Here is an 8,624-nt window from a genome sequence, read left to right on the forward strand (position 1 = left end):
GGACGGCCCTGAGTAAGGGACTGTTCTCTTCGCGTGCCGTGTTTCTCCAGCAACACCGCACGTATCCTGCTTTTTGGATCGGTTAGCACTCCCTCTGCAGTCCCCGCCCGGAAAAGGGACATGGAGGGAACTGGAACGTTGGCAAAGCAGCCATCAGCAAGCCTGGCTCACTCAGGCTCTGCTGCCCTGGCGAGCGTTCACCTTATTGGTTAGGAGCACGATCCATGTCTGCTGCACTGCGCAAGAGAACCTACCCAGTGGGTCTAGCTCTCACCCTCTTCTGTCTCGTTGTCTTCCTGCTGGCCGCCTGCGGCGGTGGGACCCAAACGACTTCAGCGCAGAAAGCCCCAGCCAGTAAGCAAGTCCTCATTTATCCAGAGGCAGGGGTCACCGATATCGCCACCTTCGACCCCGGCCTCTCCACCGATCTCTATTCGATCCAGGCCATTGATATGGTCTTCACTGGCCTGGTTCAGCTTGACAACAATCTGGCCATCCAGCCACAGCTGGCGTCTTCGTGGGAGACCTCAGCGGACGGGCTGACCTGGACCTTCCATCTAAAGCCTAATCTGAGGTTCAGCGATGGTACCCCCCTCACCTCTGCTGACGTCGCCTACAGCATCGACCGGGCTTTGCAGCCGGCAGAGCACTCGACCACGGCCCCTATTTACCTGGCTCTGATCAAGGACGCTGACCTGCTGCAAAAGGGGAAGATAAAGACCATCATTAATGATAGCGTTCAGACCCCTGACCCCAATACTGTGGTCATCACTATCAAAAAGAAGGCCGCTTACTTCCTGGATGCGCTCACCTACTCCTGTTCCTACGTAGTGGAAAAGAAGCTGATCGACACATACGGCAAGAGCTGGACGGACCACCTTGACGAAGGCGGCGGCGCCGGCCCCTTCAAGGTTCAGTCTTACCAGCACAGCAAGCAGATCGTCTTTGTCCCTAACCCCTACTACTACGGCCCCAAGCCACAGCTGCAGAAGGTGGTCTTCCCCTTCTATCAGAAGATTGATACCGCCTATCAGGCCTACCGCGCCGGTCAGGTTGATATCGCGAGCGTGCCTAGTTCCTACGTTGATCAGGCGCGGAAAGGAAACGACTTCCACCTGGCCCCGCAGCTGTGGATCAACTACTATGCCATGAACTATCTGGTCAAGCCCTTCGACAGCATCAACATCCGGCGGGCCTTTGCTCTGGCCATCAACAAGGACGAAATCGTCCATGCTGTCTGGAAGGACATCTATATTCCCACCAACCATATCGTGCCTAAAGGTATGCCAGGCTACAACTCGAACCTCAAAGGGCCAGATGGCACGACCAGCACCGCGGGGAACCCTGCACAAGCCATGCAGTACTTGCAGGCCGGCCTCAAGGATGAAGGGCTGACCAGCATCTCCCAGCTTCCACCGATCACTCTGACCTACCCAAGCGGCTCCGCCGATAGCGATCGAGAGGTTGCAGCCCTGACCCAGATGTGGCAGAGGGTCCTCGGGATCACAGTCAAAACACACGCCGAGGACTTCAACAAGCTGCTAGACGACATCGTTGCCGCGACCAACAATCCGCATGGCCTGCAATTCTGGGGGATCGCCTGGATTGCAGACTACCCCGATCCGCAGGACTGGCTCACGCTGCAATTCGATGCCGGGGTACCGAACAACAACATGAACTACGGGCAGAACCACAGCCCCGACGCTTCTCAGCAACAGGCCACCCAGAAGCTGCTGGAACAGGCCGACGCCATGCCCAACGGCCCAGCTCGCTACCAGGCTTACAACCAGGCGGAGCAGCAGCTCATCAATGACGTGGCCTGGCTGCCAATGGAACAGGTCCAGGCCCCCTACGTGGTCAAGACCTATGTCCACGGCTTCTTCTACAATCCTCAGCAGCTGATTCCACCCGACTACTGGTCCCAGATCTATATCACCCAACACTAGCCGCGTCCGATCAGGGCTAACCATCGGCTTAAGCCCGCCCCAGTCCCAGTAGCGCTGGTACCACAAGGCAGCTCGCAAGGATTGGTCACCCAGCCTCAAGTCCCAGCCAACCGGCTCGTCGGCTGGGTCCAGCGGCTCCCAGAGAGTCCAATCCTTGATCGCCAGAGCCTGGCGGAGTAGGAGCCAGAGTGCTCCTCTTCCCAGGCTCTTCCCCCTTTTCTCTTATTGCTTTCCCCACCAGCTTGACCTTGCTCTGGCTGCTCCTTATAATAACCCCTGTCTGTTCGCCTGGCCGCTTTCCCTTCTTCACTAACCCGTTTCCCAGCTTGACCCAGCAGCCAAAGAATCACCGCCAGCCCGTCGCCACAGGCCAGCATGCACCAACGGAAGGTCATCAGTCCAGACAGGGAGCGAGTTGACGGTGGGAAACTGCTCTACGCGCATGTGAGCAACGCAGGCAGGCGAGCGTAATAACATGGTGGCAGAAGCATAACCTCTAGCTTGACAAGCCTGATAGCGCTCCTTAAAATATGGGACAAGATCCGTCATGTAACGTCTGTTGTCCGCTACAGTCCAGATTTATCTATGAGAGGGTGCCACTTCATAGATCTTCCACCTCTAGCGGAACGTGACATGGGTACACTTGTCCACGAAGGAGGCAAGAGGCAGGGTGCAAAGAGGGATAAGTGGGATCTGGGGAGAAGAGAGCATAGAAGAAGCCTCCTTCTCGTTAAGCGAGCGCTGACAGGACAGTAAGGGGCTTAGCATGATACAGTTTCTGATCAAGCGCCTCATAGGCTTAGTCTTCGTGGTGATCGGAGTCACTTTCATCACCTTCATCATGGGCTACTTTGCCCCGGGCGATCCAATCCGCACCATGCTGGGTGAGCACTTTTCCCCCCTGCTCTACGCCCAGTTGAGGCATGCCTACGGACTGGACTTGCCTTGGTATGAGCAGTACTGGAACTTTCTCGTCCACCTAGCCCATTTCGATTTTGGCTACTCGTTCAAGACACAGGGGCGACCGGTCTGGGACATTCTCAAAGACGGCGTCCCTGTTTCTATGGAGCTGGCTCTGTGGGCCCTGGTAGTCTATCTGCTGATCGGGGTTCCCGTGGGGATCATCTCCGCACTCAAAGCCAATACCTGGGTGGACACTTTGAACATGGGCATCATGCTGGTGCTCTATGCAATGCCCATCTTTGTCTTCTGCGTCCTGGTTCAGGTGCTGATCGTCTTCATCGATCAGGAAACGGGAGCGGGTTGGCCAGTGGCAAACTGGGGCGAACCCTGGCACTACACCTGGACCGATATTCAGTTTAAGCTTGCGCCAGTGCTCGTCTTCGGGCTGGCCGGTGCCGCTTACTTTGCGCGTATCACTCGTACCAGTATGCTGGAAGTGATGCGCCAGGATTACATCCGTACAGCTCGCGCAAAGGGGCTATCTGAACGTGTGGTAGTCTATCGGCATGCGCTGCGCAACGCGCTTATCCCACTGATCACCGTGACAGGCGTCACGCTGGGCTTCACCATTACAGGGGCCTTTCTCATCGAAAATATCTTTAACATCCCCGGCATCGGCACCATCACTGTCTCGTCTGTGCTTGATCGTGACTACCCGGTCATCCAGGCGACTACCGTACTATTGGCCTTCGGGGTCGTGTTGGGCAACTTGCTGGCGGATATCGCCTACACACTAGTCGACCCCCGCATTAAGCTCGAATAGGAGGCGTAGACAATGGATATGCGCGACCGAGAGATTCAACCAGCCTCCCCCCTGATCGCCCCGGACACGAACCTGATGGTGCCTGCAGAGCCGGAACTCCTGGTCGAGACGCCGGGCGTGATGCCAGAGGTCGAAGGGCCGAAAGAGCGCAAGCCGGTCTCACCACTGCGCGAGTCGCTGCGCCGCCTGCGTCGTGATACGCGCGCGATGGTCAGCCTGGGCATGATCATCTTTTTGGTGCTGCTATCGCTAGTCGGGCCTTTTGTCTACCAGCACCTGGGAGGTATATACGATAGCCCCGACAACGGGCCAATTCCTGCGACGGTCTACCGCACCTTCTATCACCAGGAGCTGAGCCACCAGGATGAGCTGCCATCGGCTCAATATTGGCTGGGGACCGACGATCTGGGACGCGATATTCTGGCACGCCTGATGCAGGGGCTGCTTGTCTCTATCAGCGTGGCGGTCCTGGTGGAGGTCATCGACATCACGATGGGCATCCTGGTTGGCGTCCTGGCCGGTTACTTTGGAGGCTGGATCGATCAAGTGCTGGCCCGCTTAACGGACATCATCTTCGCCTTCCCGGGGCTGCTCTTCATCATCCTGCTCACCGGCATTTTCGGCACATGGGCCGATACTACCCTGAGCAACGTCCCCATCATCGGCCCCAACGGAAACGCCCGTCTGCTTCTGGTCTCGGCAGCCCTGGCCCTGGTCTCCTGGCCCCTGATGGCTCGTCTCGTGCGTGGCCAAACGCTTCAGATTAAGGAACAGCAGTTCATCGAAGCGGCCCGTACTGCCGGTAGTAGCAACTTCAAAATCATCTGGCGCCACATCATCCCCAACCTGTTCAGCATCGTTGTGGTGGCCGCGACCCTCGATATCTCCAACACCATTATCGGTGAGGCGAGCATCAGCCTGCTGGGCCTCGGCGTTCAGCAACCAGGTTCGAGCCTTGGCCTGATGATCTCCGAGGCCAGTAACGCAGTGGATACGCACCCCTGGGAGGTGCTGGTCCCTTCAATGACGCTGGCCATCCTGGTGCTGGCCTTCTCCTTCCTCGGCGACGGCCTGCGCGATGCCTTCGATCCTCGCACCAAAGACTAAGCAAGCGAACCATGCAAGAGCGGAGCACACACCCATGCCAGAAAACCTGCTGGAAGTGAATAATCTCAAAACCTACTTCTTTACTCGCAGCGGCGTTGTCAAGGCCGTAGACGATGTCTCCTTCACCATGCGGCCTGGCGAAGCCCTGGGAGTGGTCGGCGAAAGCGGCTGCGGCAAGAGCGTGACCGCACTCTCAATTATCCGCCTGGTCGCTTCGCCGCCAGGCAAGATCGTCGGGGGTGAGATTCTCTTCAACGGCGAGAATATCCTGGAGAAGAACAACGACGAGATGACGGAGCTGCGCGGCAGCAAGATCTCGATGATCTTCCAGGACCCGATGACCTCGCTCAACCCCGTCTTCACCATCGGCTATCAGATCGCCGAGACAGTTAAGCGCCACCGCAAGGGCATCTCGAACGATCAGGCCTGGCAACGAGCCATCGAGATGCTGGATCTGGTCCGCATTCCCGATGCCCGTCGCCGGGCCAAAAGCTACCCCCACGAGTTCAGTGGCGGCATGCGCCAGCGCGTTATGATCGCGATCGCTCTGGCCTGCAACCCACAGCTGTTGATCGCCGATGAGCCAACCACAGCCCTCGACGTGACCATTCAGGCCCAGATTCTCGAACTGATGAAGGGCCTGGCCAAGGAGTTCGGCACGGCCCTGATGCTGATCACTCACGATCTCGGCGTGGTGGCTGGCAGCTGCGAGCACGTGATTGTGATGTACGCTGGCCATATTGTGGAGTCGGCCCCAGTGCGGCAAATCTTCCAGACGCCAGCCCACCCCTATACCGTTGGACTCCTGCAATCGATCCCTCGCCTGGACGAGAAGCGTGGAACACGTCTGACTCCCATCCCCGGGCAGCCCCCTGACCTCTCACGCGAGATTATTGGCTGCCCCTATGCGCAGCGCTGCCCGCGGGTCCAGCCTCGCTGCCGGCAAGAACGGCCAGAGTTGAAACCGGTAGGCCGCGGTGAACAGCTTGCGGCTTGCTTCTATCCAAGCTAGCCAGGGAGAGAGGGAGAAGGATACTATGGTACAACAGCAGATGGCAACCTCGACAGCCACCGGGACAACGCTGGTCGAGGTCAAGGGCCTGAAGGTCCACTTTCCGATTAAAGGCGGCCTCTTCAATCGCACAATCGCTCACGTGAAGGCCGTTGATGGTGTCAATCTGACGATTCGCCGCGGCGAGACGCTTGGCCTGGTAGGCGAGAGTGGCTGCGGCAAGTCAACGACAGGGCGAGCTATTCTGCAGCTCATCAAGCCAACCGGTGGCAGCGTCAAGTTGAATGGGGTAGAACTGACAACGCTGCCACCCTCTGAGCTGCGTAAGAAGCGCGCTGAGATGCAGATGATCTTCCAGGACCCCTTTGGCTCGCTCGATCCACGCTTTACGGTGGGGCAGATTATCGCAGAGCCACTAGAGAACTTCAAACGGGGGAACGCTCGTGAGATCCGTGAGCAGGTGGCTCACTTGCTAGAGGTGGTGGGGCTCAACCCGTATTACGTGAACCGCTTTCCTCACGAGTTCAGCGGCGGCCAGCGCCAGCGCATCGGCATTGCTCGTGCTTTGGCGCTGCGTCCCTCCTTCATCGTCGCCGATGAGCCAGTCTCCGCACTCGATGTCTCGATTCAGGCCCAGGTGCTGAACTTGCTCCAGGACCTGCAGGCCGAGTTCGGTCTGACTTACCTGTTCGTGGCTCACAACCTCTCGGTGGTGAAGCACATTAGCGATCGCGTCGCCGTGATGTATCTGGGACGGGTCGTTGAGCTGGCGGATAGCGAGAAGCTCTACGAGCTGCCACTGCATCCCTACACCCAGGCGCTGCTCTCGGCCATTCCTGTACCTGACCCCGAGGTCGAGGCCCGCCGTAAGCGCATCATTCTGGAAGGCGACGTGCCCAGCCCGGTCAATCCACCCCCCGGCTGCAACTTCCATCCGCGTTGCTGGAAAGCACAGCAGGTCTGCCGCGAGGTAACGCCGCCCCTCGAAGAGAAGGAGCGGAATCACTATGTGGCCTGCCACTTCCCAGGCTGAGATGCGCTGCTCCCTCTTGCTTGGCTCTACCTCGAGCTCGGTCTTCCAGGGCCAGGATCAGAAGCAAGCAGGTTAGGGAGGGAGGGCAACACAACAGGGTATCCAGACAAAAAGCAGCGCCGTAGCGCCGCCTATCTGCGCAAGCGGGTCGGCTCGCGGCGCTGCCCCTTTTTATAAGGCATAGGTCTCCGCAATCAGCCGCCTGCCAGAATGCCTGCAGTTTCTTAGCACAGCAGAGCCAGACAACTGGAGCTGCCAGTGAGGCGAGGCGAGGATCAACGTCGAAAGACAGACCCCAGCAGGACAAGGCCGGGGAGAAGCCTGCTGCCCCTCTCGCGAAATGATCGTCGAGCTCGCGGGGCAGCAGGCCCGCGCCTCGTTAATCCTGGTTACGCAGCTCCAGCTGCTTAATGCGCAAGAGAAGACGCAGACGGGCAGCAAGATGGCGGGCATCGACCGGCTTGACCACATAGTCGTCAGCACCAGCGGTGAACCCGGCGATCTTATCCTGTACCGTCATTTGCGAGCTGAGAATCATCACAGGAAGATGGCGTAATGAAGACTGATCGCGCACAAAGCGACAGAGATCGAGGCCGTTCTCGTTGCCCAGCACAATCTCACAAATCAGCAGGTCAGGTGGCTCTTCGAGCAAGCAGCGACGAGCTTCTTCCAAAGAAGAGGCACAGCGGACCGTAAACATATGCTCCAGGGCTTGTTTAATGCGTCCCTGGGTATGTGGATCGTCATCAACGAAGAGCACCCGCGGCAATTGCGCTATCCTTGGTTCACGAGCCATGAGACGGATAGATAGCATCGTCGATCAGCACTTACATGAAATAAGTGTTCAAGCAGCCCAATAAGACAACCGACACGGACAGAGGAAAACGGGAAGCGAGAGGCCTCTCCCGCGGCCATCCTCCTTCCTTGCAGCGAAGAGAAGCGGATAGCCCTCTGCCAGCAAGAGAAGCATGAGACAAAAGATCCTGGCCACCACCTCACCTGGTCAAAAGCGGTCTGGCTCGGACCTGGCCGTTGCTTGCGCATCTGGTCAAGAGCCATTGCAGCAGCATACTCCAGTACAGGAGAGCGGCCTGCGCACGGTCCCCATCGTGGGCAGCCAGCTCGTCGCGCTTATCGCTGTTGCTGTTGCTGCTGTTCGCTCTGGCTGCGCATCAATTCATCCATGCGGCGCTGGCGGTCGGCGGGAGTCAGGCGCAGAACGCGCTCGATAGCCGCATTGAGGGCGCTAGGTTTAAATGGCTTGGTCAGATACTCATCGACCCCGGAGAGAAGGCCTGTGAGCTGATCCTCCTCGCGTGTCATCGCACTGAGGATGATCATCGGAGTATCGGCGGTGCGCGCATCGCCCCGCAGGCAGCGTACCAGCTGGTAGCCATCCATCCGGGGCATCTTCACATCGATGATGACGCAATCGGGGTGATGGGCATAGACCTGTTCCAGGCCCTGGACGCCGTCATAAGCGACGATGACTTCGTACGAGCCTTGGAGATTCACGGCATATTTGATAAGCTCTACAATAGTAGGATTATCGTCGATGACCAGCACTTTCTTCATCGTCTTTTCCGCCGTCTAAAGCCGTCTTGCTCAGGCACTGCACTTTATCTCTCCTCAACAGCAAAGACGACCCACCCCTTTGCATTGTAACACACCTGCGTGGCCTTGCCAACTGAGGCCCTCGGGAGTACTAGCCAGGCAAACGCCCAGGCTGCTTGCTGCCTGTATAACCGCTGGCCGTCTTCTCCTCGCTTGTCCTGGTGTGATACAATGGAGCAAACAGTA

The 8,624-nt window shown here is 58.1% G+C and carries 7 protein-coding genes; 5 read left to right on the forward strand and 2 right to left on the reverse strand.

Annotation, left to right across the window (positions count from 1 at the left end; all coding sequences use genetic code 11):
• Positions 1-224: 224 nt before the first annotated feature.
• From BGC09_RS15900 to BGC09_RS15920, 5 genes are all read left to right on the forward strand, one after another.
• Positions 225-1,946: a peptide ABC transporter substrate-binding protein gene (locus BGC09_RS15900; RefSeq protein WP_069805125.1), complete on the forward strand. Its 1,722-nt coding sequence runs from the start codon at positions 225-227 to the stop codon at positions 1,944-1,946.
• A gap of 766 nt (positions 1,947-2,712) precedes the next feature.
• The gene (locus BGC09_RS15905) at positions 2,713-3,672 is read left to right on the forward strand and encodes an ABC transporter permease (RefSeq protein ID WP_069805127.1); all 960 of its coding nucleotides are present in this window, start codon (positions 2,713-2,715) and stop codon (positions 3,670-3,672) included.
• 12 nt (positions 3,673-3,684) lie between these two features.
• A complete protein-coding gene (locus BGC09_RS15910; RefSeq protein WP_218104067.1) occupies positions 3,685-4,779 on the forward strand; it encodes an ABC transporter permease in 1,095 nt (364 codons plus the stop codon).
• A 34-nt stretch (positions 4,780-4,813) separates the two neighbouring features.
• Complete coding sequence (locus BGC09_RS15915; protein ID WP_069805128.1) at positions 4,814-5,791, forward strand: ABC transporter ATP-binding protein; 978 nt, start codon at positions 4,814-4,816, stop codon at positions 5,789-5,791.
• Positions 5,792-5,816: 25 nt separating this feature from the next.
• Positions 5,817-6,824 (forward strand): ABC transporter ATP-binding protein, encoded by a 1,008-nt coding sequence (locus BGC09_RS15920; RefSeq protein ID WP_069805130.1) that lies wholly within the window; start codon positions 5,817-5,819, stop codon positions 6,822-6,824.
• Positions 6,825-7,203: 379 nt separating this feature from the next.
• On the opposite strand, the gene BGC09_RS15925 is transcribed toward BGC09_RS15920, so the two are convergent.
• Both BGC09_RS15925 and BGC09_RS15930 read right to left on the reverse strand, forming a co-directional pair.
• The gene (locus BGC09_RS15925) at positions 7,204-7,638 is read right to left on the reverse strand and encodes a response regulator (RefSeq protein WP_084658990.1); all 435 of its coding nucleotides are present in this window, start codon (positions 7,636-7,638) and stop codon (positions 7,204-7,206) included.
• 317 nt (positions 7,639-7,955) lie between these two features.
• A complete protein-coding gene (locus BGC09_RS15930; protein WP_069805134.1) occupies positions 7,956-8,399 on the reverse strand; it encodes a response regulator transcription factor in 444 nt (147 codons plus the stop codon).
• Positions 8,400-8,624 lie beyond the last annotated feature (225 nt).

It is taken from the genome of Thermogemmatispora onikobensis (genome assembly GCF_001748285.1).
In the GTDB taxonomy this organism is placed as follows: Bacteria; Chloroflexota; Ktedonobacteria; order Ktedonobacterales; family Ktedonobacteraceae; genus Thermogemmatispora; species Thermogemmatispora onikobensis.